Annotated in this window: 24 protein-coding genes and 1 pseudogene; 8 read left to right on the top strand and 17 right to left on the bottom strand. The window is 64.3% G+C overall.

Annotation, left to right across the window (positions count from 1 at the left end):
* Positions 1–6: 6 nt before the first annotated feature.
* The 6 genes from pobA to pcaD are packed head-to-tail and all read right to left on the bottom strand — an operon-like array spanning position 7 to position 4819.
* Positions 7–1179: a 4-hydroxybenzoate 3-monooxygenase gene (gene pobA, locus AC0L3E_RS16620; protein ID WP_473605191.1), complete on the bottom strand. Its 1173-nt coding sequence runs from the start codon at positions 1177–1179 to the stop codon at positions 7–9.
* Positions 1179–2231, bottom strand: a complete 1053-nt coding sequence (locus tag AC0L3E_RS16615; RefSeq protein WP_473605190.1) for a 3-carboxy-cis,cis-muconate cycloisomerase — start codon at positions 2229–2231, stop codon at positions 1179–1181. Before AC0L3E_RS16615 ends, pobA begins: the two co-directional genes overlap by 1 nt.
* Before the next feature lie 19 nt (positions 2232–2250).
* Positions 2251–2865 (bottom strand): protocatechuate 3,4-dioxygenase subunit alpha, encoded by a 615-nt coding sequence (gene pcaG, locus AC0L3E_RS16610; protein WP_473605189.1) that lies wholly within the window; start codon positions 2863–2865, stop codon positions 2251–2253.
* A complete protein-coding gene (gene pcaH / locus AC0L3E_RS16605; RefSeq protein ID WP_127318461.1) occupies positions 2865–3620 on the bottom strand; it encodes a protocatechuate 3,4-dioxygenase subunit beta in 756 nt (251 codons plus the stop codon). Before pcaH ends, pcaG begins: the two co-directional genes overlap by 1 nt.
* Positions 3610–4017, bottom strand: a complete 408-nt coding sequence (pcaC, locus tag AC0L3E_RS16600) for a 4-carboxymuconolactone decarboxylase (protein ID WP_256747245.1) — start codon at positions 4015–4017, stop codon at positions 3610–3612. The genes pcaH and pcaC overlap by 11 nt, the downstream gene beginning before the upstream one ends.
* Entirely contained in the window at positions 4010–4819 is an 810-nt protein-coding gene (gene pcaD / locus AC0L3E_RS16595; protein WP_473605188.1) for a 3-oxoadipate enol-lactonase, read from the bottom strand. Before pcaD ends, pcaC begins: the two co-directional genes overlap by 8 nt.
* A 92-nt stretch (positions 4820–4911) precedes the next feature.
* Here pcaD and pcaQ point away from each other — a divergent pair, with 92 nt between their 5' ends.
* Positions 4912–5829, top strand: a complete 918-nt coding sequence (pcaQ, locus tag AC0L3E_RS16590; RefSeq protein ID WP_127266585.1) for a pca operon transcription factor PcaQ — start codon at positions 4912–4914, stop codon at positions 5827–5829.
* Between the two features lie 22 nt (positions 5830–5851).
* On the opposite strand, the pseudogene AC0L3E_RS16585 reads toward pcaQ, so the two are convergent.
* The 7 genes and pseudogenes from AC0L3E_RS16585 to AC0L3E_RS16555 form a co-directional block, all read right to left on the bottom strand.
* Positions 5852–6025: pseudogene (locus AC0L3E_RS16585) on the bottom strand (FAD-linked oxidase C-terminal domain-containing protein); the annotation flags it as partial.
* Positions 6026–6118: 93 nt separating this feature from the next.
* Positions 6119–7378, bottom strand: a complete 1260-nt coding sequence (locus tag AC0L3E_RS16580; protein WP_473605186.1) for an ABC transporter substrate-binding protein — start codon at positions 7376–7378, stop codon at positions 6119–6121.
* A gap of 48 nt (positions 7379–7426) precedes the next feature.
* Complete coding sequence (locus tag AC0L3E_RS16575; protein ID WP_127266587.1) at positions 7427–7855, bottom strand: DUF4440 domain-containing protein; 429 nt, start codon at positions 7853–7855, stop codon at positions 7427–7429.
* Positions 7852–8907 (bottom strand): aldo/keto reductase, encoded by a 1056-nt coding sequence (locus tag AC0L3E_RS16570; protein ID WP_473605185.1) that lies wholly within the window; start codon positions 8905–8907, stop codon positions 7852–7854. The genes AC0L3E_RS16575 and AC0L3E_RS16570 overlap by 4 nt, the downstream gene beginning before the upstream one ends.
* Complete coding sequence (locus tag AC0L3E_RS16565; protein ID WP_128307393.1) at positions 8904–9257, bottom strand: TIGR04076 family protein; 354 nt, start codon at positions 9255–9257, stop codon at positions 8904–8906. Before AC0L3E_RS16565 ends, AC0L3E_RS16570 begins: the two co-directional genes overlap by 4 nt.
* Positions 9258–9740, bottom strand: coding sequence for a DUF3830 family protein (locus tag AC0L3E_RS16560; RefSeq protein ID WP_127270673.1), 483 nt, complete (start codon positions 9738–9740; stop codon positions 9258–9260). It abuts the gene before it with no gap.
* Positions 9737–10471 (bottom strand): GntR family transcriptional regulator, encoded by a 735-nt coding sequence (locus tag AC0L3E_RS16555; RefSeq protein WP_127270675.1) that lies wholly within the window; start codon positions 10469–10471, stop codon positions 9737–9739. Before AC0L3E_RS16555 ends, AC0L3E_RS16560 begins: the two co-directional genes overlap by 4 nt.
* A gap of 126 nt (positions 10472–10597) precedes the next feature.
* On the opposite strand from AC0L3E_RS16555, the gene AC0L3E_RS16550 reads away from it, so the two are divergent.
* The 5 genes from AC0L3E_RS16550 to AC0L3E_RS16530 are packed head-to-tail and all read left to right on the top strand — an operon-like array spanning position 10598 to position 15327.
* Positions 10598–11395 (top strand): ABC transporter ATP-binding protein, encoded by a 798-nt coding sequence (locus AC0L3E_RS16550; RefSeq protein ID WP_127398307.1) that lies wholly within the window; start codon positions 10598–10600, stop codon positions 11393–11395.
* Positions 11392–12141, top strand: a complete 750-nt coding sequence (locus AC0L3E_RS16545; protein ID WP_473605184.1) for a branched-chain amino acid ABC transporter ATP-binding protein — start codon at positions 11392–11394, stop codon at positions 12139–12141. Before AC0L3E_RS16550 ends, AC0L3E_RS16545 begins: the two co-directional genes overlap by 4 nt.
* On the top strand, positions 12138–13046 hold the full coding sequence (locus AC0L3E_RS16540) for a branched-chain amino acid ABC transporter permease (protein ID WP_127327031.1): 909 nt from the start codon (positions 12138–12140) through the stop codon (positions 13044–13046). Before AC0L3E_RS16545 ends, AC0L3E_RS16540 begins: the two co-directional genes overlap by 4 nt.
* Positions 13043–14026, top strand: a complete 984-nt coding sequence (locus AC0L3E_RS16535; protein WP_164874023.1) for a branched-chain amino acid ABC transporter permease — start codon at positions 13043–13045, stop codon at positions 14024–14026. The genes AC0L3E_RS16540 and AC0L3E_RS16535 overlap by 4 nt, the downstream gene beginning before the upstream one ends.
* Positions 14023–15327: an NAD(P)/FAD-dependent oxidoreductase gene (locus AC0L3E_RS16530; protein ID WP_473605183.1), complete on the top strand. Its 1305-nt coding sequence runs from the start codon at positions 14023–14025 to the stop codon at positions 15325–15327. The genes AC0L3E_RS16535 and AC0L3E_RS16530 overlap by 4 nt, the downstream gene beginning before the upstream one ends.
* An 8-nt stretch (positions 15328–15335) precedes the next feature.
* On the opposite strand, the gene AC0L3E_RS16525 is transcribed toward AC0L3E_RS16530, so the two are convergent.
* From AC0L3E_RS16525 to AC0L3E_RS16510, 4 genes are read right to left on the bottom strand one after another with little or no spacing between them, the layout of a single operon-like run.
* Positions 15336–15992: a GntR family transcriptional regulator gene (locus AC0L3E_RS16525; protein ID WP_127327028.1), complete on the bottom strand. Its 657-nt coding sequence runs from the start codon at positions 15990–15992 to the stop codon at positions 15336–15338.
* Between the two features lie 13 nt (positions 15993–16005).
* Positions 16006–17316 carry an aspartate aminotransferase family protein gene (locus AC0L3E_RS16520; RefSeq protein WP_164898476.1) on the bottom strand — a complete coding sequence of 437 codons (1311 nt, stop codon included), beginning with the start codon at positions 17314–17316 and terminating at the stop codon, positions 16006–16008.
* Positions 17317–18375, bottom strand: a complete 1059-nt coding sequence (locus AC0L3E_RS16515; protein ID WP_473605182.1) for a phosphotransferase — start codon at positions 18373–18375, stop codon at positions 17317–17319.
* Positions 18372–19667 (bottom strand): ArgE/DapE family deacylase, encoded by a 1296-nt coding sequence (locus tag AC0L3E_RS16510; RefSeq protein ID WP_164898475.1) that lies wholly within the window; start codon positions 19665–19667, stop codon positions 18372–18374. The genes AC0L3E_RS16515 and AC0L3E_RS16510 overlap by 4 nt, the downstream gene beginning before the upstream one ends.
* 142 nt (positions 19668–19809) lie before the next feature.
* Here AC0L3E_RS16510 and AC0L3E_RS16505 point away from each other — a divergent pair, with 142 nt between their 5' ends.
* The gene (locus AC0L3E_RS16505) at positions 19810–20535 is read left to right on the top strand and encodes a GNAT family N-acetyltransferase (protein WP_473605181.1); all 726 of its coding nucleotides are present in this window, start codon (positions 19810–19812) and stop codon (positions 20533–20535) included.
* Positions 20536–23262 carry a winged helix-turn-helix domain-containing protein gene (locus AC0L3E_RS16500; RefSeq protein WP_128307278.1) on the top strand — a complete coding sequence of 909 codons (2727 nt, stop codon included), beginning with the start codon at positions 20536–20538 and terminating at the stop codon, positions 23260–23262.
* Positions 23263–23284: the final 22 nt, after the last annotated feature.

The following is a 23284-nucleotide window of genomic DNA, read 5'->3' as shown; positions in this document are numbered from 1 at the left end:
CAGCCCTCAATAAGGTAGGCCGACATAGTTCTCGGCGAGCGCGGTCGATGCGGCGCGCGAGTGCATGAGGTAGTCGAGTTCGGCCTCCTGGATGCGTTGGCCGAAATCGCCGGTGTCGGGAAAACGGTGCAGCATCGTCGTCATCCACCAGGAAAAGCGCACCGCCTTCCAGACCCGTGCCAGCGCCTTGCCGGAATAGGCATCGATGCCATCATGTGACTTCTCGACGTAGAAGTCGCGCAAACCTGCGAAGAGATAGCGCACGTCGCTGGCGGCGAGGTTGAGCCCTTTCGCCCCGGTCGGCGGTACGATATGGGCGGCGTCGCCAACCAGGAACATCCTGCCGAAGCGCATTGGCTCGGCAACGAAGGAGCGCAGCGGCGCGATCGATTTCTCGAAGGATGGGCCGGTGACGACATTTGCCGCCGTCTGCTCCGGCAAGCGGCGGCGCAACTCGTCCCAGAAGCGCTCATCCGACCACGCCTCCACGCGATCGTCCTGCGGGCACTGCACATAGTAGCGGCTGCGATGCGTCGAGCGCATCGAGCACAGCGCAAAACCCCGCTCGTGATTGGCGTAGACCAGTTCGCGGTCGGCTGGCGGCACCTCGGCCAGCACGCCGAGCCAGCCGAACGGATACTGCCGCTCGAAGATTTTTAGGGTACGCTCGGGCACCGATTTGCGGCTGACGCCATGATAACCGTCGCAGCCGGCAACGAAGTCGCAGTCGATGCGATGCGTGACGCCATCCTTGTCATAGGTGGCGAAAGGCGCGGTGCCGTCGAAATCGTGCAGAGCGACATTTGCCGCCTCGTAGATCGTGGTCAGCCCTGCCGCGTCGCGCTTGTCCATCAAATCATGCGTCACCTCGGTCTGGCCATAGACGGTGACCTGCCTGCCGCCGGTCAGCGCCTCGAGGTCGATGCGATGCAAGCGTCCGTCGAAGGCAAGCGAGATGCCAGCATGCGGCAGCCCTTCGGCATGCAGCCTTGCCGCCGCGCCGGCCTGTTCCAGCAATTCGACGGTGCCCTGTTCGAGCACCCCTGCCCGCACGCGGCCAAGCACGTGCTCGCGGCTCGCACGTTCCAGAATGACCGTCTCGACGCCGATGCCGGCCAGCAATTGCCCAAGCAGCAGGCCGGAAGGTCCGGACCCGACAATGACTATCTGCGTGCGCATCAGTGGCCGAGACTTTCGACCTGTGCGGCCAGTTCGGCGGCAAGGCGCAGCGACGCCGCCGTTGCGACGACCATTTGCGGCAGCAATAGCCACTCCAGCGTCCAGGCAGCACCTGACCGCTCCTGCTCATGCACGAGCGCGTGATGCAGGCCGGCAAGCTGCGTGGCGTTGAAACGGGCAAGCGCCACCAGCGCTTCGGCCTTCACCGGGTTCTGCTTGTGAGGCATGGTAGACGAGCCGCCACCGCCGGAAAGTTTGATCTCGGTTCCATCTTGCGCCATCAGAGCGATGTCCTGGCCGAATTTGCCGAGGCTGCCGGTCAGCAGCGATAACCAACCGGCAAAATCAGCGAGCGCGTCGCGCTGGTTCTGCCATTGCGGTGCGTCGCCAAGACCAAGCCTGACGGCCAGGGCTGCGCGCACCGCCTTCCCTTTGTCGCCTAGTTTTTCCAGTGTGCCGGCGGCACCGCCGAACTGCACCACCAGCAGGCGTCTCGACTGTTCCGGCAGCTTTTCCTGGTGCCGTTGCAGCGGCCCCTGCCACGCTGCCACACGATCCTGCACTTTGATCTGAATCGCCTTCTGCATACGCGTCATCCCGGTCAGCGCCCTGCTCCCAAAGCGCTCTTGGAGCGAGACGAGGCGCATGACTGTTTCGGTCAACAGCAGATCGAGATGCTCGACGACGGATTTGAGCCGGAGCATCAGGCCGGTGTCGATGACATCCTGGCTGGTCGCACCGAAATGCACTTTCCGGCCATGCGGTTCGCCGACCGCCGCCCTGATCTGGCGCACCAGCTCCGGCACCATGACGCCGTCTTTGGCGACCCCGGCTCGCAGCAGAGCCGTGTTCGGCCGGAAGGTGCCAAGCGCCGCCACGATCGCTGCCCCCGCATCCTTGGAGATTATCCCGTTATCGGCCTCCGCTTGCGACAGCGCCTGTTCAAAGGCCAGCATGGCCTCGATTTCCGCCTCGACGGAAAAATGCCTCGCCGCTTCTTCGTCGCCGAGAAGAGCGGAGAGCAGCGGATGGTCGAAAGGCGATACAGTCATGTCACAGGCCTCCTGAGCATCAGCTGTCGAAGAAGACCGTTTCCTTCTCCCCCTGGAGATGGACGTCGAAGACATACATATCGCCTTGGCGCTCGGCGATCAGCGTCGGCACGCGAAGGCGGTGCTCGACCCGCGCAAGGACCGGATCTTCAGCATTGGCCTTTTCCTCATCGGAAAAATACAGTCTTGTGTGCAGGCCGAGATTGATGCCGCGGGCGACGATCCAGAGCGTGATATGCGGCGCCATCAGGCGACCATCGTTGAACGGGACGCGGCCAGGCTTGATCGTCTCGAACGCACACAGGCCGGTGTCCATGTCGGTCGGGCAACGGCCCCAGCCGAAGAAGTTGGGATCGGCCGTGCCGCGCGGTTCTGCCGGCGAATTGTAGAGCCCGTCGGCATCCGCCTGCCAGATCTCGATCAGCGCATCCTTGAGCGGCGTGCCAGTGCCGTCGAGCACCCGGATGCGCAGGCCGATGCGCTCGCCCTTGGTCTTGTCGTTGACCATGGTCGCGCCGAGGTCGGTCGGGTAGACGCAGCCGATGCCACCGAAATTGGGCGTCAGCCCGATATGAACGTACGGTCCGGCGGTCTGCGAGGGGCTCTCCCTGAGCCGGTCGAGCGACTGGGCCATCAATTGCCCTCCAGCCTGTTTTCGAACCGCGACGCGCGGCGCCCGCGCAGAACGATGTCGAACTTGTAGGCGCGCGCGTCGAAGGGGATCGTCGCTTGCATGTCGAGCGTTGCGATCAGCGTCTCAATGGCCGCCTTGTCGGGGATGCCGCGCACGATCGGGCAGTGCCAGATCAGCGGATCGCCCTCGAAATACATCTGCGTGATCAGCCGCTGCGCAAAGCCGTGACCAAAGACAGAGAAATGGATGTGCGAAGGCCGCCAGTCGTTCGGCCCGTTCGGCCAGGGATAGGGACCGGGCTTGACGGTACGAAACGCATAGAAGCCATCCTCGCCTGTAATAGTTCGGCCACAACCGCCAAAATTCGGATCGAGTGGCGCCAGATAGCCATCCCTCTTATGGCGATAGCGGCCACCGGCATTGGCCTGCCAGAACTCAAGCAGCGCGCCGGGCACGCCAACGCCGCGTTCGTCGAGCACCCGCCCATAGACGAGGATGCGCTCACCGAGCGCGCTCTCGCCGGGCCTGGCGAAATTGTGGATCAGGTCGGCGTCGAGTTCGCCGAGCATGGCGTGACCGAAGACCGGGCCTGCAATCTCCGATAGCGTGTTGTCGAACGACAGCGGCGCCTTTTGCGGTGAGCGCAGCACCGAGGTTTTATAGTTCGGCGTCAGAGCCGGCGGATGCCATGTCCGGTCGCGCTGGAAGAAGGCGCCGGTCTCGGGCCTCCGGGTCGAGCCGGACTCAGCGGGCATTCTGGCTCCCGTCCATTTCCGAAAACACCTCCTTGGCGATCTTGAAGGCACGGTTGGCGGCCGGCACGCCGGCATAGATGGCGACATGCAGGAACGCCTCGCAGATGTCGTCGCGCGACGCACCGGTGTTGGCGGTGGCGCGCACATGCATGGCGATCTCCTCATCATGGCCGAGTGCGGCCAGCAGCGCCAGCGTGACGATCGAACGCTCACGCTTGGTGAAGCCCGGCCGCGCCCACACGGTTCCCCAGGCAGCCTCGGTGATCAGCTCCTGGAAAGGCTGGTCGAAATCGGTGGCGGCGATTTCGGCCCGGTCGACATGCCGGTCGCCGAGTACCGAGCGCCGCACCGCAAGCCCCTTGCGATATCTGGCTGCGTCGCCGGGGGCTTCATCCATGGGTTGCTGTCCCAGGGGCAAGCGACGCGATAAAACTGCGGATCAGGGCGACCAGCGCTTCAGGTTGTTCGACGCAAGGAATGTGTCCGGCGTCGCGGATGATCTCGAAGCGCGCGGCGGGGATCAGCTCGGCCAGCGAGCGGACGAGATCGGGCGGCGTCGAGCCATCCTGGTCGCCCGCGACACAGAGTGTCGGCACCGCGATGCGGCGTGCGGCATCGGTGAAATCGGCATCGCGAACGGCAGCGCAGGTCCCGATGTAACCGGCGAGCGCTTGCCTGGTCATCATGTTCCTATAGCCGTCGAGCTCGGCCACACGCGCTGCGTGGAAGGCGGGGGTGAACCACATTTTTAGCACGCCATCGGCAATCGCCTGGATGCCCTTGCTTTCGACCGTTGCGATGCGTGTGTTCCAGCTGTCCGTCGTGCCGATCTTGTGCGCCGTGTCGCAAAGGATCAGGCCTTCGACGATTTCAGGTCGCCTGGCATAGAGCCCCTGCGCGATCATGCCGCCAACCGACAGGCCGCACAGCACGACTTTGCTCAATTCGAAATGATCGATGAGGGCCGAGAGATCATCGACATGATCGTCGATCGACCTGATGTCGCCGATGTCGGACAGCCCGTGACCGCGCTTGTCATAGACCAGCAGCGGCATTTCACCATCAAGCGCCGAGACAATTTCGTCCCAGATCCGGAAGTCGGTGCCCAGTGAATTGATGAATATGATAGGGCGCGCATTGCCGCTCGCCTTGATGTGGCGATGGTGCAGCGTGATGCCGCCGATGGTGAGGAATGGCACGGTTTCGGTCCTCCGCCCCCACATTGCACAAGGCGTTTGGTTCGGTAAAATGATATTTTGCGTCGTTTCATTAACTCATGGGTTATTAATTCATGTCCGAGAGCCGGATCCGGTTCCGCCATTTGCAGGCATTCCTGGAGGTCGCGCGGCAGGGAAGCGTGGCACGAGCGGCTGACTTGCTGCATGTCAGCCCGCCGGCAGTGACCAAGACATTGCGCGAGCTGGAAGGGGCGCTGGGGGTTGCGGTGGTCGAGCGCGACGGCCGTGGCATCCGACTGACGCGCATTGGCGAGATCTTTCTTCGCCATGCCGGAACGGCGATCACGGCACTCAAGCAAGGCGTCGATTCCGTCCGCCAGGACGGAGCGGTCAGCCGGCACCCGATCCGCATCGGTGCGCTGCCGACAGTGTCGGCGCGGGTGATACCGCTCGCCATGGGCCTGTTCCTCGAGGAGGACACAGGTGCGGCGATCAAGATCGTCACCGGCGAGAACGCCGTGCTGCTCGAACAGTTGCGCACCGGAGCGCTCGATCTCGTCGTCGGAAGGCTGGCGGCGCCGGAAAACATGACCGGCTTCTTCTTCGAGCACCTCTATTCTGAACCGGTGCTGTTCGTGGTGCGAGCCGGACATCCGCTGCTTGATCCGGGACAGGATGTGTTCGCACGGCTCGACGAATTCCCGATGCTGATGCCGACGCGGGAATCGGTCATCCGCCCCTTCGTCGACCGCCTGTTCATCACCAACGGCATGACGGCGCCGGCAACCGAGATCGAAACCGTTTCAGACTCCTTCGGCCGCGCCTTCCTGCGGCAAAGCAATGCCGTCTGGATCATTTCGGCTGGCGTCGTTGCCAATGAACTCGGCAGCGGCGCCTTCGTCGCCCTGCCGGTCAACACCGAGGAAACCAAGGGACCGGTCGGCCTGACCATGCGGACCGACACCGCGCCCTCGCCGGCCTTTTCCATCCTGCTGCAGACCATCCGCGAAGCGGCAAGGCAAAGCGGCTGATGCGTCAGGCTGTGCGGGATCGTCATCGGCAGAAGGCAGTCGGGTCGAGGTCGAAGACCCGTCCCGGATTGAGGATGTTTCTCGGGTCAAGCGCTGCGTTCAGCCGCCGCATCGTGGCGATCTCGGCGTCGCTGCGGACCAGATGCAGCCACTTCTTCTTGTCGAGGCCGATGCCATGTTCGGCCGAAACGCCGCCTGCCGGGCGTCGTCCGTGTCCGTCGGCAATGTAAAACAGGACAATCGTCCTGTATCGATCACGATGGATCGTGATCGATACCGGAGAGTTGTCTTACTGAAGCTTGGCTTGCAGCGCGTTGACATCGTCGGTGGTCATTTCACCGTCCGTTGCCACCTTGCCGTCGACGATCTTCCACAGGCGGAACGGGCCGGTGATGTCGCCATATTTGTCGAAGGCGACAGGGCCGATGACACCTTCATAGCGGATCGGCTTGCCGTTCTTGATCAGGCCGAGCGCCTTGGCGAACTCTTCCTTGCCGGCAAAGATCGGCGTGCCGGCCGGATCGACGGCCTTGTACATCGCATCCTTGATCTTGGCCGGATCCTCAGAACCGGCAATGGCGATGGCCAGACCAACAATCGCGCCGGCGTCATAGGAGCGGTCGGCCGCCGGATTGGTCGGTTCGATGCCGGAGAATTCCTTGTAGTTCTTGGTGAAATACTCCGTCGAGGCCGTCGGGCTGGTGCCGGAGGACGTGCCGTAGGCTTCCTTCAGATAGTCGGCGCCGACGGACTCGATGAAATCAGGGCTGTTCATGCCGTCATTGAGCAGGAATTTCTGCACGCCGCCCTGCGAGATCCAGGTACGGGCGACCGTAGCGCCGTCGACCGGCGTGCTGACGAGGTAAAGACCGTCCGGTTCGCCGGCCATTGCCGCCGTGACTTCCGAGGCATAGCTCGACTGCTTCTCATTGTAGGGCGTGTCGGAGACGATGGTGCCGCCGAGCGCTTTGTAGGCACGTGAGAATTCGGCCACCATGTTGACGCCGAAATCGTTGTTGACATGGATGATCGACAGCTTCTTGAAACCCTTGTCGACGGCGTATTTGGCGGCGGCGACGCCCTGCAGCGCATCCGAGGTGATGGTGCGGAAGAAGATGCCGTTGGTCTTGCCGTCGCGGCCGAGCGCGGTCAGCGTCGGCGAGGACGAAGCCGGCGAGACCTGGACGATCTTGGCTGGTGCGGTGACCGAAGTCAGGATCGGGATCGACACCGAGGAGATGATGCCGCCGATGATGACCGGCACCTTCTTGACCTGAACCAGCTGGGTGGCGGCGTCAACGGCGACGTTGCCCTGGCTCTGGCTGTCGCGCGTGTCGGTGACGAGATCGCAGCCGCGCACACCGCCGGCTCCGTTGATGTCGCGGAAGGCCATCTCGACCGACTTGGCGCCGGCCTGGCCGTATTCGCCGGCCGGGCCGGTCAGCTCCATGACGAGGCCGACGGTGATCTTGCAATCGGCGGCTTGCGCAGCACCCGCCATCGTGACGAGGGCGAGCGCGGTGGTGAGTTGGAGTATCGTCTTTGTCATTGTTGTTCCCCTTTCGTTACTCGACTGTATTTGAATTCTGGAGCCTGTTCAGCGTTCCGGCACCTGCAGCCAGGTCTCATGCAGATGTCGCCATTCAACGCCGTTGGGCGCCGATGAACTGGTGGTGAAGACGGCACTGGACTGGCGGCGGCTGTGCTTGCCTGCGCGCAGCTGCGCTTCGACATAGAGGACGACGATGGTATCGGCGTCCTGCCAGCCGGGCCGGATGTCCTCGATCGAAATGGCAAAACCATCGTCGCAGGAAGCGCGGCTTGCGCGGACATGATCGATGACCGCTTCGCGGTCGAGGATCTGCCCGTCCGGCGCCACCATGCTGAGGTCTTTGCCCATGGCGCGTTCGAAGCGGCCGAAGTCCACCGTGTTGGCGCGCGCAGCGACGAACCAGTCGACGAAGAAGCGGTGCAGGTCGATGATTTCGGCGCTGGCGCGTGAAAACAGGGAGGGCTCGTCGCTCATTTCTTCCCCGCATTGAGGTTGTAGTGCATGATCGAGCCGTGACGGCCGTGACGGTCGCGCTCCAGCGTGTAGACGTCGCCCTTGAGACCGGTGCCTTGCGCGATGACAGCGGCAATCCGCGCCCGGTCTTCGGCGTCGAGCGCAACGTCCATGATCTTTGCATTGGCCAGCGCATGCGCCTGGTTGCGGGCGCCGACGATGACGGCCGCCACTTGCGGCTGCTCCAGCACCCAGGCGCTGGCGATGGTGGCGATGTCGACGCCGTGGCGGTCGCCAACGGCCTTCAGCGCCTGAAGCAGGTGCTGGAAAAGGCCCCAGCCGCCGAAATCGTCGATGATCAGCTTGTATTTGACCAGCGAACGGTTTTCGAGCGGCGTGGCGGGTTCGGCCGCACCGAGCCATTTGTCGCTGAGGAAACCGCCGGCAACCGAGCCATAGCAGAGGAAACTGACGCCGTTCTGTTTTGCGAGTGCCGCCAGGCTGTTGCCCGGGCGTTGGTCGAGCACGGAATACTGCAGTTGCTGGCTGACCAGCGGGATGCCGGCAGCTAGGATTTCGGCCAGGCGCGACGTGTCGAAATTGGTGGTGCCGAGATTGCGCACCTTGCCTTCCAGCCGAAGCTCGTCGAGCCAGCCCATCGCCTCGACATAGCGAGGCTGCGCATAGTCCCACCAGTGGAACTGAACGAGATCGAGCCGCTCGGTCTTCAGCCGCCGCAATGACTGGTCGACGATGCTCCTGATGTAGTCGCGGCTGATGCTGGCCAGTCGTTCGAGGTCGGGCACCAGCTTGGTGTGCACCTTCATCCGGGCGGCGACATCGAGGCCGCGCTCACTGGCCAGTCGCAGGCGCGCGGTGCCGATCAATTCCTCGACGCCGGTGTAGATGTCGGCGCAATCATAGGTCCAGATGCCGGCATCGAAGGTGGCGATCAGATCGGCCACCGCCTGGCTGCGGTCGATGGCGCCGTGGCCGCCGGCCAGCTGCCAACCGCCGCGGATGACGCGCGAGATGGTGTAGCCAGAGCCGAGTTCGAAGGTCTTGGCACTCATCTCAGGTCATCCTCTTTAGGCAGCGGCACCGCCGTGGTCTCGGCGTGGCTGAACCGCCGCTTGGCCATCCTGACGATCCTCAGCCGGCTGCCGCAATTGGGATCGGGACAAGCGATCTCCGCGTCCGAGGTCATCCAGTCGTTCGGGTGGGTTGGGCGCTGCTTGGCCGCCAGCAGAGGCAAGACGGCGGCGAGCGAATAGATCGAAAAACCCTGCCCTGCCGGCATCGACAGCATCTCGCCCTTAAGTTCGAAATAGTCGCCTTCCTTGGCGCCGCAATAGATCGGCTTGCCCTCCGGGATGACCGCCTCGACGCGAAGATCGAACAGCTCGAAACTGTCGTCGGCCATTCAGGCCTCCATCAGGCTGAAGGTAACATCGCAGGCGCCGTTGCGGCGGATGACACCGCAAGCGGCGGCGAACCGGTCACGCTCTTCGACGCGCACTTGCGCCACCACGCTGCCGGCCAGCCAGCCGATCGGGAACAAGAGCCGCGCGCCCTGCCCGTAGTAGAGGCCGATGTCGAAGATCGCATTGGGATTGCCGCCCCACATGCGTGGCGGCACGTAGGAAAGCACGATGTCGCCCGGCTGCGGCGTCAGCGTCGCGTTCTCGGCCGGCAACGGTTTCGCATAGGCCTGGCCCTCGAGATCGGCCGCGGGAACCGGACAGGAGATTTCCGGCCCCGTCCACATCGCATGGATGCCAGGGACGACACGTGGCGTGCCGAGATAGGCCGAGAGGAAGGCAGCGTTTTCCGGTGCCTTCTCGGGCAGCAGCAGCGCCGTGACGGAAAGCTGCGAGCGCGGCTCGGTGATCCTGATGGCGGTCATGTCTGGTCTTTCGCGGCGGCGGCCTGCAGCTTGCTGCGCAGGAAGGTGAAGGGGCGGCTGATGTCGGCGACAAGCGATTCGCGCGCCGCCTGCGCATCCTGCGTGGACAGCGCCATGACGATGCGGCGGTGATACTGGGCGGTGTCGACTTCGCCGGCCTCCGAGAAGGCATAGATAGCGACGCGGATGCAGGGCCCCGATTGCAGCCACAGGCTCTCGATCATCGGGATCAGCACGGCCGAGCCGCAGGAGCGGTAGATCTCGAAATGAAAGCTCTGATTGAGCGTCACTTCGCGATCGACGTCCTTCTTGTGTTTCAGCGCCCGCATCTCGTCCCATTCGCCGAGAATGGTTTCGATGGTGGCGATCTGGCGCGGGCCCATGCGGGCGGCGGCCAGCGCGATCGCTTCGCCCTCGATCAGGATGCGGGCACGCAAGAGATCATCCAGCCGTTCCAATGTGATCGGCGGCACACGCACCGAACGGTTGGGCAGCGCCTCCAGCGCCTTTTCCGTGATCAGCCTGCCGAGCGCCTCGCGCACCGGCATGGTCGAGGTGACCAAGGCGTCAGCTAGGCCACGGATGGTCAGCACCTGGCTCGGCTCGAACAGGCCGCCGATCAAGGCGCGGCGCAATTCCGAGTAGACGCGGTCCTGCACAGTTTCGCGGCCGACTGGCGCAAGCTGGGCCGCGATCGCCTCGTTGTTCTTTTCGATGGCAGCCTTTTGCATGGAATTCCGTTCTTGGCCGGTTTTCGGCTTGCGGATGAAATTAAAGCCGAATAGCGTGATCAAAGCAAGTGTGATCACAAATCATAATCAGGAGACGGCAACGATCGTCTTCGGCCAGAGGGTTTGATGAGCGAGGCAACCAAACGGCAAGGGGAAACCCGCGCGCCGGTTCTGACGGCAAGGAATGTCGTCAGGCGGTTCGGCGGCCTTGTCGCGGTCAACGATGTCTCGTTTGACGTCAAAGCGGGAGAAATCCTCGGCTTGATCGGCCCCAATGGTGCAGGCAAGACGACGATGTTCGACCTGCTCGCCGGCAGCATCCTGCCGACCAGCGGCGAGATCCTACTCAACGGCACGCCTGTCTCGGGCGAAGCCGCGCATCTGCGCATCGGTCATGGCCTTGGCCGAACTTTTCAGATCCCGCGCCCGCTGCCCAATCTGACGCTGATCGAAAACATTATGCTGGCCGCACAGGGCCAGGCCGGCGAAAAGCTGCTCGCCAATTTCATCACGCCATGGCGCGTCGCCGCGCAGGAAAGAGCCGCCAGGACAAAGGCGCTCGAACTGCTGGAACTGGTCACCCTCACCCATCTCGCGCATGAGCCGGCGCGGGTGCTTTCCGGCGGCCAGCGCAAGCTGCTCGAACTCGCCCGCGTGATGATGGCCGACCCGGCGATCATACTGCTCGACGAACCGGCGGCCGGCGTCAACGCGACGCTGCTGGAGGTCATCATCGACCGCATCCGGGACATCAACGCGCGTGGCATCACCTTCCTGCTGATCGAGCACAATATCGATATGGTGACGCGGCTTTGCCATCGCGTCCTCGTCATGGCGAGCGGCCAGCTGCTCAGCGAAGGCACGGCCGAAGAAGTCGCTCGCGACCCACGTGTCATCGAGGCCTATCTCGGAGGCGCGGCATGAGCGAGATCGTCCTCGATGTCCGCGACCTCGAAGCCGGTTACGAGCCCGGCGTGCCGATCGTGCGCGGCGCCTCGATCACTGTCAAAAAAGGCGAGATCGTCGTCGTTCTGGGCCCCAACGGCGCCGGCAAGTCGAGCTTCATCAAGGCCATCGCCGGCCTCGTCCCGATCACCGGTGGCACGGTGTTTCTGGACGGCAAGGACATTACCGCTGCGCCTGCCCACACCATGGTGCGGCTTGGACTGGCCTTCGTGCCGCAGACCGAAAACATCTTCCCGCTGATGTCGGTCGAGGACAATCTCAGGGTCGCCTGCGGCGTCCTCGAGCGGCGCGAAATCCCTGCCCGCATCGAGGAGATGTATGCCGCCTTCCCAGACCTCGTCCGCCAGCGCCGCACCGCCGCCGGCAATTTGTCGGGCGGACAGCGGCAGATGCTCGCTGTCGCACGGGCGCTGATCGTCCACCCCAGAGTGCTGGTGCTGGACGAGCCGTCGGCCGGCCTGTCGCCGAAATTCGTCTCGATGGTGTTCGAGATGCTGGCCGGCATCCGCAAGTCCGGCGTCACCATCCTGCTGGTCGAACAGAATGCCAAGGCGGCGCTCGCCATCGGCGACCGCGCCTATGTCCTGGTCGAAGGCAAGGGCCGGCACCAGGGCATCGCCTCCGAATTGTGGAACGATCCGGTGGTCGCCGAACTCTATCTCGGCCAGCGCCCATCTAAGGCAGGGAAAGGAGGTGAGGCATGAGCCTGCAATTTGTCGTCGACGGATTGCTGACGGGTTCGATGATCGGCCTCGGCGCCATCGGCGTGACGCTTACCTATTCGATCCTGCGCTTCTCGAACTTCGCCCATGGCGACTTCATGGCATGGGGCACCTATGCGACGCTGGCCGTCGTCAGCGCCATCGGCGCGACAGTCGGCAAGGTGGCGCCGATCGCACCGCTGTCCTTCGGCTGGCCGCTCATTGTTGCGCTCGTTATCGGCATGGCCTTCACCGCGCTCTTGGCGCTGCTGCTCGACAAGGTGCTGTTTTCGCGGCTTCGCTCGCAAGGCCAGGCGATCATCGTGGTGATGGCGAGCTTCGGCGCCTCGATGGCGCTGAGAAGCCTGCTCGAATTCACCTTCACCTCGCGGCCGACCTATTTCAGCCGCGCGATCCAGATCGCCATGCCGGTGGGCTTCGGCATCCGCATCACGCCCGACCAGATCGCGCTTTTGCTGCTGACCGCGGTGCTGGTGCTCGGCGTGCATCTGTTGATAACGCGCACGCAGACCGGCCGCTCGATGCAGGCCTTGAGCCAGAACGCGGCACTGGCCCGCATCGTCGGCATCGATGTCGCCAGCGTGGTGCGCGTCACCTGGGTCATCGGCGGCGCTCTCGCCTGCGTGGCCGGCGTGATGATCGGCATTCTGGTGCAGATCCGCCCGTTCATGGGCTTCGACATGCTGCTGCCGATGTTCGCCGCCGCCATTCTCGGCGGCATCGGCAGCATTCCCGGTGCGGTGCTCGGCGGCCTGATCATCGGGCTCGCCGAGGCTGGTGCGGTGCAGTTGATCGGCGCCGAGTGGCGCGCCGCCGTTTCCTTCATCATCCTGATGGCGGTGCTGTTCGTGCGGCCGATCGGCCTGTTTGGTGTAAGGGAACGCTGATGGACCTGCTCGGCTACGGCGCCTTCTTCCTGACCACAGCGCTGATCTTCTCGCTGGTCACGCTAGGGCTCAATTTGCAGTGGGGCCTGACCGGGCTGTTCAATGTCGGCCTCGCCGGCTTCGTCGCCATCGGCGCCTACACATCGGCGCTGCTGACCACACCGGACGATGCCGCGCGGCTGGGCGGCTTCGGCCTGCCGATCCTTGTCGGCTGGGCGGGCGCCATGGTCGTCGGCGGCATCGCTGCAGCGCTTACCGGCATGGCAACGCTGCGGCTGAAATCCGACTATCTGGCGATCACCACCTTCGGCGTCGCCGTCGTCGTGCAACTGGTCGCGCTCAACGCGCAGAAACTGACCGGCGGCCCGTTCGGCATCGGTTTTATTCCGCGCCCCTTCGGCAGCCTTGCCGAGACGCCGCTGCTGTTCAACCTGTCCAACCTTGGCGTGGTCTCGGTGGTGACGCTGATCGCCTATCTCGCCTTGGAACATTTGTCGCGCAGCCCGTGGGGGCGGGTCTTGAAGGCGTTGCGCGAGGATGAGCGGGCGGCGATCTCGCTTGGCAAGAGCGCGCGTTTCTACCGCGTCCAGGCCTTTGCCGTCGGCGGCGCCATCATGGCGCTGGCCGGCGCGCTGCAGGCGCATTTCACCGGCTTCATCGCGCCGGACAATTATCTGCCGATCCTGACCTTCCAGGTCTGGGTGATGCTGATCGTCGGCGGCTCGGGCAGCAATCTCGGCGCCGTCATCGGCAGCATCCTGGTGTGGGCGATATGGGCCGGATCGGGCACGCTGACCAGCATCCTCTTCCCGCCGGAACAGCAGGCTCGCGCCGCCGCGCTGCAGATCGCCGCCATCGGCGTCATGCTCTGCGTCATACTGCTGATCCGGCCGAACGGCCTATTCGGCGACAGACCGCGGCGGTCCTGGTTAGGTAAGCGGGCGAAGGCGGCGACGGCCAGGAGCATTTCGCCGTCATGAATGCCACGGTTCGGCGGGAAACGCATGGCGCTTCGCTGTGGCATGCCGTCAGCCGCAACCGCCGCGAGCGGCCGGCGCTGCAGAGCGGGCTCGCTGTCGACCTGGCCATCGTCGGCGGTGGCTTTTCCGGTCTTTCCACCGCGCTGCACGCGGCGGGGAAAGGCCTTTCCGTCGCCGTTCTCGAAGCCGAATTCATCGCCTGGGGTGCGACCGGCAGGAATGCGGGCTTTGTCGTGCCGAACTTCGCCAAAATGGATCCAGTCGACATACTGGCCCATCTCGGACCGTCGCGCGGCGAAAGGCTGATCGATTTCGCCGCCGGCAGCGCCGACCTGGTCTTCCGCCTGATCCGGCAGCACGGCATCGACTGCGACGCCGTGCAGAACGGATGGATCCAGCCTGCGCATTCGCCTGCCGCCTTCGAGAAGGTCAAGTCACGTGCCGGGCAATGGGCACAGCTTGGCCGGCCGGCAGTCACATTGGATCGGCAGGAAATCGAAGCCCTGACGGGCGTGCCGGGCTATGTCGGCGGCTGGATGGATCGTTGCGGCGGCGTGCTCAATCCGGTCGCCTATGCGCGCGGGCTTGCCGACGCTGCGGAGAAAGCAGGCGCGAAGATCTTCGAGCAGACGCGCGTCGCCTCGGTTGATCGCATAGCCGATGGCTGGATGCTGAAAACCCCATCTGGCTCAGTACGCGCCGGCAAGGTCCTGATCGCCACCAACGCCTATGGCTGGCCCTTCAATCCGTCATTGCAGCGAACCTATTTCCCGCTGAAAGTCTTCCAGATCGCGACAGCGCCATTGCCTCGTGAAGTACGCAGCCGGTTGCTTCCCGGCGGGCAAGGTGTCGGTGACACCAGACGCAATCTGTTCACCTTCCGCTTCGACGCCGAAAACCGGCTGATCAGCGGCGGCATGAACATCCTTGGCGCTGGTGCTGATACGCGCGTACCACAGACGATCTGGCGAAGGCTTGGGCGACATCTCGACCTGCCCGACCTGCCGCCGCTTGCCTACAGCTGGTCGGGAATGGCCGCGGTCGAACCGGATTTCCTGCCGCACCTGATCGACCTCGGCCCAGGCCTGATCGCCGGACGCGCCTGCAACGGCCGCGGCATCGCCATGACCACGGCGATGGGCAAGGTGCTGGCGGACTGGGCCTCTGGAACCGAGGCCCGCGACCTGCCGCTGCCCTTTGCGCCGCCGGCGCCAATCCCGTTCCATGCCTTGCTGCGGCACGCGCCCAACATGCTGCTCGGCTGGAGCATGCTGCGCGACCGGCTGGACGGGACGAGCTAGGCCGACGGCTACCTGGCAGCGTCAAGGTTTGCCGACAGCACGGCGGCCGCCATCGCGATGTCCTCTTCTATGAAGACCCGCACAGTGGGGCCGCTGCGCTGCTCCAGTGCGGCGACGATCTTGCGATGCGCGTCGTTGGAGTGCGGGATGTAGCGATCGGCCTGCATCAGCAGCTTGAGATAAGGCCCAACCCGCCCCCAGAGGTCGCGGATCATGTTCAAAAGGATCGGCGCGCCGGCATGCTGGTAGATGGCGAAGTGGAACGCCTCGTTCAACGAGAGATAGGCCCTGGCGTCGCCGGCCTCGATGGCACGCTGCATGCCGGCGAGCGTCGCCTGTATGTCAGCCAGTCCGCTTTCGCTCATCCTGGTCGCCGCCATCTCGCCCGCCAGTCCCTCGACGGCGATACGGATGCGCGTCAGTTCCTCGAAGGCAGGCGCGGACAGCAACGGCACGATGACCGAGCGGTTGTTCTGCATCTCGAGCAGTCGCTCGGCGACAAGCCGCTGCAGCGCCTCGCGGATTGGCGTGGTCGAGATGCCGAACGTCTCGGCGAGCTTGCGTATAACCAGCGTCTGCCCCGGGCTGAAGCCGCCTGAAATCAACTCCTGCTTGAGCGCGCCATAAGCGCGGTCATTCAGGGTTTGATGTTCGAGCTTCAGCATGCGATCGGCCCGATCACCAGTTCGACAGCGCGCGATCGAGCGTCTCGGCCAGTTGCTCGGCATTGTCCCTGGCAAACGGCAGTGGCGGCCTGATCTTCAGCACATTGCCGTGCGGACCGCAGGACGAGATCAGCACGCCGTCCTCGCGCATGGCTTCGACGACCGCCGATGTCTTGGTGGCGGCCAGCGCCTCGTCACCGTCCGCCGTCAGCTCGACACCGAAATAGAGGCCGTTGTGCCTGATATCGGCGACCGCGCCATGCCGGCTCTGCAGGGCGCGCAGCAGCTCAGCCGTATAGGCGCCGACATTGCGCGCATTCTCGATCAGTCCTTCACCTTCGATCACCTCCAGAACGGCGAGGCCGACGGCGGCAGCGACGGGATTGCCGCCAAAAGTGTTGAAGTAACCGGTGTTCGAGCCGAAGGAGGCGACAAGCTGCGGCCGCACCAGCACGGCACCCATCGGGTGCCCATCGCCGATCGGCTTGCCCATCGTGACGATGTCGGGCTCGACGCCGTAATTCGCGAAGCCCCACATGCCCTGGCCGAGCCGGCCGAAGCCAGACTGGACCTCATCGGCAATGACGATGCCGCCGGCCTTTTTTACATGGTCGGCCGCCTCGCGCATTACCGCCGCATCCGGAAAGAAGATGCCATCGCTGGAAAAGGCCGAGTCGAGAAGCAATGCGGCCGGCCGGATATTCTTTGCGCGCATATCTTCGATGGCGGCCGCGACATTTCTGGCGAAATCATGCGCGGCCCGACCATGGTCGCGGAACGTGTCCGGCGCTGCCACGGTGCGGTGCTGCGGGGGCACGCCCTTACCTCCGACCGCCGCCGGCGACAGTTGCGCCGTCGCGATGGTGGCGCCGTGATAGGCGAAGTCGGTGATGATCACGCCGGTGCCGCCGCTGGAATGCTGGGCGATGCGGATGGCGAGGTCGTTGGCCTCGCTGCCGGTGCAGGTGAACATGGCGTGGCCGAGATGGGCCGGAACGGTGCCGAGAAGTTTCTCCGCGTAGTCGAGGATGATCTCGCTGAGATAGCGCGTGTGTGTGTTGAGCGTGGCGGCCTGCGCTGACAGCGCCTCGACGACACGCGGATGGCAGTGTCCGACCGAGGCGACGTTGTTGTAGGCGTCGAGGAATCTGCGACCCTGGGCATCGTAGAGCCACACACCGCTGCCACGCACCAGATGGATCGGGTTGCGGTAGAAGGCGCGGTAAGTCGGCCCGAGCAGCCTGGCGCGGCGCTCGAGCAGCGCGCGCTCCGATGCAGCCGCGTCGGCATTTGAAGGATATGGCGAGGACTGGGACACGAGCATTTACTCCGGATTGGAATTGTCGAGAAAATAGCGGCGGGCATCGGTGGATGACAGACCATCCAGCTTTTCAAGCGAGGCCCAGACCTCGGTGGCGAGGCGCAGCACATAGTCGCGCTTGGCCGGGAAGCGCTCGGCCTGCCAACTGGCGATATTGACGATGAGCGCAAGGCGGGCACGGATCAGATTGAAGAGAATGCTGATCTCTTCCTCCTCGAGCGGCTGCACGGACTGATAGCCGGCGACGAAGCGCGCGGCCGGCGCCAGCGGATGGCCTTGCGCCGGCCAGCGATAGACGGCGCCGATGGCGAGGTCGCAGATCAGCGGCGAATGGATCATGTCGCCGAAATCGAGGATGCCGCTGACGATCTCCGGCCGCGACGCGTCCATCACCACATTGTAGGAGTTCATGTCGTTGTGAACGATCTGCGCGCGCAGGGTGGGAATGACCGGCGCCGCATGCTGCTCGAAGGAGTCGATCGCGCGCTCGACCATCGCCCGCCGGCTCGGATCACTGATATGCGCCATCATCGGCCGTGTCTTGGCGACCTTGCGGATGTCCCAGAGCAGGTCGTTGCCAGCGGCCGGGTGGAAGAAGCCGCGCAGCGCCCGGCCAAGGCGGGCGAGGAAGACGCCGAGATTGCGATCCTGCGCATCGGAAGTCGGCGAGCGCGACAGCAGCTGACCGGGCAGATAAGTCACCAGCCGGATGATGCGCGGCGCCGATCCACCAACACTGGCCGCAAATTGCGCTTCGCCTTCAAGGCTTTTGCGCACCGAGGGAACCGGCAAGGTGGGGTCGACTGCAAGGATGTGGTCGAGCGCCTTGTTCTGGAAATCGGTGAAGCCGGCCTCTTCCGCCGGATGGGAGATCTTTAGAACGAACTCACGCTCGCCGTCGGCCTGGATGTGGAAATTGTGGTCGCGTTCGCCAGGCAGCGGACGCGCGGTGCCGGTCAGCCCGTAGTGCCGGCGCAGGATGGCAAGCGCTTCGGCCGCCGAAACATCAGGCGCGTCCTCGGCGAGTGTTTCGCCGAACGCATCGGGGACGGCCGCATTCATGGCTTAGCCTCGATAGGTTCAAGCCCGCACCAGTCGGCGATGAACAGCGCGATGGTCTGGGTGACCTTGCGCACCGAGTCGAGATCGACCGCCTCGTCATAACCATGCGGCATGCGGCAGATCGGGCCATAGACGATCGCCGGCGTGTCGGCATAGAGGCCGAAGAAGCGCGCATCGGTGGTCGCCGAGGTGACGTGCTCCGTCAGCGGCTCGCCCCAGACGGCGGTGTGGCTGCGGCGCAGTACGGCTTCCATCTCGTCGGCACCCTCCAGCACATAGCCTTCGGCCATGAAGCCGTTGTAGGTGAGGCTCGGCGGACGATTGGCCAGGAACGGATCGGCACGCGCCGCTTCGGCGATACAGGCCTCGAGCTCGGCTCTCGCGTCTTCGAGCCTCTGGCCGGGATAGGTGGCGACGCGCATCTCGAAGACACATCGCGCCGGAACGCTCGATGTCCATTCGCCCCCTTCGATCTTGCCGAGATTGAAGCGGATCGGGTGCGGGTGATCATGGAAATGCTTGTCGTCGACCTTGCGCGCATTCCAGACGATTTCGAGCTGCTTCAGCGCCTGGATGATGACGAAGGCCTTTTCGATGGCATTGGCGCCGGCCGAGAATGCACCCGACGCGTGCTGCGGATCGCCGTCGACCTCGACCCGGAACCAGATCGGCCCGACCTGTGCCCGCATCAGCTTCGGCTCCAGCGGTTCGGGAATGAAGGCGGCGTCGGCGCGGTAGCCGCGCTGCAGGCAGGCAAGCGCACCATTGCCGGTGCACTCTTCCTCGACCACCGACTGCAGGTAAACGTTCGCGGCCGGCTGATAGCCAAGGCTGCGCAAGGCGGTCAGCGCATAGAGACAGGCGGACAGGCCGGCCTTCATGTCGCCGGCGCCGCGGCCCTGCATCCAGCCGTCCTGGACCACCGGATCGTAGGGATCGCGCACCCAGCGGTCGAGCGGTCCGGTCGGCACGACATCGATATGGCCGTTGAGGATCAGCGAGCGGCCGGTCGCGGTGCTCGGAGTGTGCGTGGCAACGACATTGAAGGCATCATCATAGGAAACCGCCACAGGTGAAAAACCGGGCAAGTCGCGAATCGCATCGACATCGACGCGCCACATGTCGACCGCGTAGCCATCCGCCTCGTAGGCGGACGCCATGAACGACTGCGCAGCGTGTTCCTCGCCACGATGGGATGGAAACCGCACGAGGTCTTGCAGAAACGCGACCTGTCGGGCGAAGCCGTCATCGACCGCGCTCAGAATGGCCTCATCCGCAATCCGCTCAGGCATCATATTTCACTTTCTTCTGGGTGGTGTATCATATCTCATATGCCATTCCTGTGAAATGCAAGAGGCGTACGCGCCAAACTTTCAGTCCAGGACTTGCCGTTCGATGCTGCCATGGTCTTGGGGAGTTGGCATCGGATGCAGCATGCCGATACTGCTATCTCTGGAAGACATGACGAGGAATGCGTTGATCACCGAAGACACGATGCCGGCCGAAATCACCGATCTCGCCATTGGCTACCATCGCCTGCCGGCGGGCAAGCTTGCCAATGCGGTGACGTGGATGGAGGCGCGCTCGCCGCAGCCCGATCTCGCGCACCCCTTGGCCATGACACGGATCACGACGCCCGACTGCGCTTCCTATCGGGCGATCTTCCTCGAGATCGGCGCGCCCTGGCTTTGGGACCGTGTTTCCGAAATGTCCGATGCCGAAATCACCGAGCATTTCGCCGACCCGCGCCAGCATCTCTACTACGGCCATGACGAGACCGGCGCCCATCTCGGTATGGTCGAATTCTTCGTCGCCGACAGCAGCGAGATCGAGATCATCTATTTTGGCCTGTTCCCGTTCCTGACCGGCAGGGGTTTCGGCAAACGGCTGATGGCCGGGGCACTGGGCCTCGCATGGTGTCTCAACCCGAGCCGCATCTGGCTGCATACAAGCAGCTTCGATCATCACACTGTCATCGGGTTCTACAGTGCCTGCGGGTTCGTGCCCTTCGCGACCGGATTTGAGATCGTCGACGATCCCCGGATCAAGGGAACCTTGCCGCGCGATGCCGCACCGCAGATTCCGCTGATCGAAACGGAGTGGAGCAATGGCAAGGGAGCCGCGCTTTCCCCGGAAAAGCGACAAGTTGCGCGGACCTAGATGAGAACAGCCCCGCAATCCGTCAGCCAAGCGTCGCCGCACCATCGCCGATGGGTTCGCCGCGAGACCATCCTGTCGACGCTGGAGCGCCATATCGACACGCGCATCGTGCTGTTCGCCGCGCCCGCCGGCTTTGGTAAATCGACGACGATGGCGCAATGGGCCGCGGAAGTCGCGCGCCACGGTCGGCTGACCGCTTGGCTGTCTTGCGAAGCGACGGACAATGACGAGGGCGCCTTCCTGTCGCATCTGGTGGGCGCGCTGCGCCAACTGGTCCAGAGTCCGGCGGAACTCGATCTTGCCTTCCAGTCGAGCCCGATCCCCCAGCTCGATGTCGTGCTCTCGGCACTTGTGGCGGGTCTGGCGGCGCGCCAGGCCGACATCACCCTGTTCTTCGACGATTACCACGCCATCGAGGCGCCGGCGGTGAAGCGGTTCATGGAGCGTCTGACCCGGCAGGCGCCGGCAAACGTCGCCTTCGTCATCGGCTCGCGCAGCCTGCCCGACCTGCAGCTCGGCAAGCTCCGGGTGCTTGGCGACGTCTTCGAAATCGGCCCGGACGATCTGCGCTTCGCCTCGTCAGAAGCGGAAGCCTTCTTCAACGACAAGCTGGGCTTGAGCGTCAGCAGCGGTGCGGTGGAAACCCTGTGCTCGCGCACCGAAGGATGGGCCGCCGGCCTGCAACTGGCCTCGCTGTCGCTGAGTGCCGCACATGCACCCGAAACCGTCATCGGCAACTTCACCGGCGCCAACCGAAACGTCGCCGACTTCCTGATGGGCGAAGTGTTCCTGGAACTGCCGCCGGCAATCGCAAAATTCCTGCTCTACAGTTCGATCTTCGAACGCTTCAGTGCCGAGGCCTGCCGAGCGGTGATGCGGACGGCCGATGCCGAGGCGGCGATTACCGAGATCGAGACGCGCAACCTGTTCCTGGTGCCGCTCGACGAAGAACGGCGCTGGTTCCGCTACCATCATCTGTTCCGCGATTTCCTCAGCCGCGAAATGGAGCGGCGCGAACCGGAGATGATCGCGCCGCTGCATCTGGCGGCCGCCGAATGGTTCGGCGAACGCAGGATGCTGACAGAGGCGATCGGGCACGCGTTGGCCGCCGGCGACCATGCCCGCGCGGCGGTGTTCGTCGAGAACAATGCGCTCGACCTCATCGCCCAGTGCCAGCTCCTCTATGTGCGTCAGTTGCTTGCGCTGCTGCCGAGGACGCTGATTGACCAGCGCATCCGGCTGCAACTCGTCGTGCTGTGGCTGGCGGTGCACAGCAGCCAACCCGAGATTGCGCAGCAGACGCTTAGCAACGCGCGCAAGCTGGTCGAGGCCGGACCGGCCGACGGCAGTGACCCGGGCACCATGACCGGCACGACGATAAAGGCCGAGCTCGTGGTCCTCGCCGCTGCCGTGCACAGCACGCTGGAGCAGTTCGATCAGGCGCGCGACACAGCCCTTGCGGCCCTGCGCGTCATTGCGCCCGATGCCTGGTTCATGGAGGGCGCGACCGCCAACGTCATAGGCTACAACCTCTATGCGCTGGGCGACCTCGAAGGTGCCCGCGCCGCCATCGACGCGGCACGACGGGCGCACGAGCGAAGCGGCAGCCTGCTCGGCGTCACCATCGCCAATTGCTACATGGCCGTGATCGAGCGTTCGGCGGGCCGCCTGCCCGCCGCAGAGCGGCTGCTGCGCAACGCCATCATCGAGGCCAGGGCGCGGATCGGTGCAAACTCCTATGCCGAAGCCCTAGCCGGAACGCTGCTTGCCGAACTCGCCTACGAGACCAATGCGTCGGGCGAGGCGTTGACGCTGGTCGAGAATCTCGGACCGCAGATCGAAGGCGCGGCGGTCATCGTCTATCCCTTGGCCAGCGTGCCGACCTATGCCCGCGTGCTGCAGCTGACCGGCCGCACCGAAGCGGCACTGGATATGCTTGAGCGCATCTATCAACGCGTGCGCGGCACCGTCTATCGCCGCCTGGCATCGATGATCGTGCATGACCGCATACGTGTGCTGCTCGACCAGAACCGCAATGTCGAGGCGCGCGCGCTGCTGACCGAGCATCGCGGCGAAGGGACCGAGGCTTCGATGGCCATCACCACAGCCAACGAGTTCGAGTTCTTCGCCGAAGGCCGCCTGCTGACGGCCGAGAAATCCTATGCCGATGCCGCGCGGATTTTCGACGCGCTGCTGGAGCGCACGAGAGACAGCGGGCGCATGCGCCGCCATATATTGGCGCTGATCCTGGACGCCAAGGCTGCCAGCGCTGCCCACGACCAACGCGAGGCAGACCGCAATCTCCTCGAAGCACTACGTCTTGCCCAGCCGTCAGGCTTCATCCGTTCCTTCGTCGACGAGGGAAGGTCTGTCGTCGAAGGGTTGATGCGGCTGCGTGCGGCTCAGGCAAAGACCGATCCCGCGCTGTCAGCCTATGCAGCACGCATCATCGATGCCGCGCAGGCGATGCCCGTGGCGACGCGCAAGCTGGCCGCACCAGCCGCTGAGAAGGAACAGCTCACCCAGCGCGAGGCCGAACTGCTGCGCTATCTCGCCGAGGGCATGTCCAATCGCGATATCGCCCTTGCGCTGTCGGTGAGCGAAACCACGGTGAAGTGGCATCTGAAGAACATTTTCGGCAAGCTCGCGGTGACCAACCGGGTCCAGGCCGTGCGCGCCGCGCAAGGGTCCGCAGGCGCCCATACCCCTCCGAAAGGAGGGGCATAAACATCTGGCACAGCCCCTCTTT

The organism is Mesorhizobium sp. WSM4822, from assembly GCF_055811155.1.
This window is presented reverse-complemented; position numbering and strand designations above follow the sequence as displayed.

Excerpts from the sequence above, each read along its gene's own strand:
- pobA (WP_473605191.1), bottom strand. The coding sequence starts at position 1,179 with ATGCGCACGCAGATAGTCATTGTCGGGTCCGGACCTTCCGGCCTGCTG.
- AC0L3E_RS16615 (WP_473605190.1), bottom strand. The coding sequence starts at position 2,231 with ATGACTGTATCGCCTTTCGACCATCCGCTGCTCTCCGCTCTTCTCGGC.
- pcaG (WP_473605189.1), bottom strand. The coding sequence starts at position 2,865 with ATGGCCCAGTCGCTCGACCGGCTCAGGGAGAGCCCCTCGCAGACCGCC.
- pcaH (WP_127318461.1), bottom strand. The coding sequence starts at position 3,620 with ATGCCCGCTGAGTCCGGCTCGACCCGGAGGCCCGAGACCGGCGCCTTC.
- pcaC (WP_256747245.1), bottom strand. The coding sequence starts at position 4,017 with ATGGATGAAGCCCCCGGCGACGCAGCCAGATATCGCAAGGGGCTTGCG.
- pcaQ (WP_127266585.1), top strand. The coding sequence starts at position 4,912 with ATGTCCGAGAGCCGGATCCGGTTCCGCCATTTGCAGGCATTCCTGGAG.
- AC0L3E_RS16580 (WP_473605186.1), bottom strand. The coding sequence starts at position 7,378 with ATGACAAAGACGATACTCCAACTCACCACCGCGCTCGCCCTCGTCACG.
- AC0L3E_RS16575 (WP_127266587.1), bottom strand. The coding sequence starts at position 7,855 with ATGAGCGACGAGCCCTCCCTGTTTTCACGCGCCAGCGCCGAAATCATC.
- AC0L3E_RS16570 (WP_473605185.1), bottom strand. The coding sequence starts at position 8,907 with ATGAGTGCCAAGACCTTCGAACTCGGCTCTGGCTACACCATCTCGCGC.
- AC0L3E_RS16565 (WP_128307393.1), bottom strand. The coding sequence starts at position 9,257 with ATGGCCGACGACAGTTTCGAGCTGTTCGATCTTCGCGTCGAGGCGGTC.
- AC0L3E_RS16560 (WP_127270673.1), bottom strand. The coding sequence starts at position 9,740 with ATGACCGCCATCAGGATCACCGAGCCGCGCTCGCAGCTTTCCGTCACG.
- AC0L3E_RS16555 (WP_127270675.1), bottom strand. The coding sequence starts at position 10,471 with ATGCAAAAGGCTGCCATCGAAAAGAACAACGAGGCGATCGCGGCCCAG.
- AC0L3E_RS16550 (WP_127398307.1), top strand. The coding sequence starts at position 10,598 with ATGAGCGAGGCAACCAAACGGCAAGGGGAAACCCGCGCGCCGGTTCTG.
- AC0L3E_RS16545 (WP_473605184.1), top strand. The coding sequence starts at position 11,392 with ATGAGCGAGATCGTCCTCGATGTCCGCGACCTCGAAGCCGGTTACGAG.
- AC0L3E_RS16540 (WP_127327031.1), top strand. The coding sequence starts at position 12,138 with ATGAGCCTGCAATTTGTCGTCGACGGATTGCTGACGGGTTCGATGATC.
- AC0L3E_RS16530 (WP_473605183.1), top strand. The coding sequence starts at position 14,023 with ATGAATGCCACGGTTCGGCGGGAAACGCATGGCGCTTCGCTGTGGCAT.
- AC0L3E_RS16525 (WP_127327028.1), bottom strand. The coding sequence starts at position 15,992 with ATGCTGAAGCTCGAACATCAAACCCTGAATGACCGCGCTTATGGCGCG.
- AC0L3E_RS16520 (WP_164898476.1), bottom strand. The coding sequence starts at position 17,316 with ATGCTCGTGTCCCAGTCCTCGCCATATCCTTCAAATGCCGACGCGGCT.
- AC0L3E_RS16515 (WP_473605182.1), bottom strand. The coding sequence starts at position 18,375 with ATGAATGCGGCCGTCCCCGATGCGTTCGGCGAAACACTCGCCGAGGAC.
- AC0L3E_RS16510 (WP_164898475.1), bottom strand. The coding sequence starts at position 19,667 with ATGCCTGAGCGGATTGCGGATGAGGCCATTCTGAGCGCGGTCGATGAC.
- AC0L3E_RS16505 (WP_473605181.1), top strand. The coding sequence starts at position 19,810 with ATGCCGATACTGCTATCTCTGGAAGACATGACGAGGAATGCGTTGATC.
- AC0L3E_RS16500 (WP_128307278.1), top strand. The coding sequence starts at position 20,536 with ATGAGAACAGCCCCGCAATCCGTCAGCCAAGCGTCGCCGCACCATCGC.